The sequence below is a fragment of the Nocardia pneumoniae NBRC 100136 genome (assembly GCF_000308755.1).
GTDB lineage: Bacteria > Actinomycetota > Actinomycetes > Mycobacteriales > Mycobacteriaceae > Nocardia > Nocardia pneumoniae.
Map to the genome: position 1 here is coordinate 1 of NZ_BAGF01000048.1, position 619 is coordinate 619.

At 65.6% G+C, this 619-nt stretch carries 1 protein-coding gene; it reads right to left on the reverse strand.

The window, feature by feature from the left end; translation table 11 throughout:
* Positions 1-510 (reverse strand): hypothetical protein (locus ON34_RS14920; protein WP_040779809.1); only part of this gene is annotated, 510 nt, incomplete at its 3' end.
* Between the last annotated feature and the right edge of the window lie 109 nt (positions 511-619).

Genomic DNA, 619 nt, shown 5'->3' on the forward strand with positions numbered 1-619 from the left:
CTCGCGTCGCGCGAAGGCGATGTCCCGTGCGCTACGCACTGACAACCGGCCGAGCGAGGCCGCCGCGAAGAACAGGATCAGCGCACCGAGACCATAGAAATAGGCCAGTTGTAGCAGGGCACGTTTCAGATCGGAGGTGGCGACGGGGTCGCCGACATCCCCGATTCGCAGCGGGTCCGCTAATTGCGGTCCGATCACGAACCAGAAGCCCGCCGCCACTGCCAGCCACCCGCCGAAGCTCGCCACGAGCCGGTTGCGGCTTGCCAGCATGAGCAATCCGCCGATGATCGCGGCAACGCCAGGCAGCACGTGCAGCCACCCACGCGCCGCAGTCCATACCCATGGCTCGTCCGGAGTGAACGCGAAGTTGATGTACGGCCCGACGAACGGGATCAGCGCACCCCACACGCCCAGAAGTAGCACCGCGAGCCCGCCGAGGGCTCCTCGGCTACGTGGAATTCGGAGCAGGCGTCCGCGGCCTGCATAAACATCGTCGTCGACGTCCGTCATGACGCCTCCATTCGTCGAAGTAGATGCGTCTACCGCCTACCCGTTGCCCACCGCGATACGCACGAACACCGCAGACGGGGGTCCACAGCATCCGTGATCGACGGTCGTG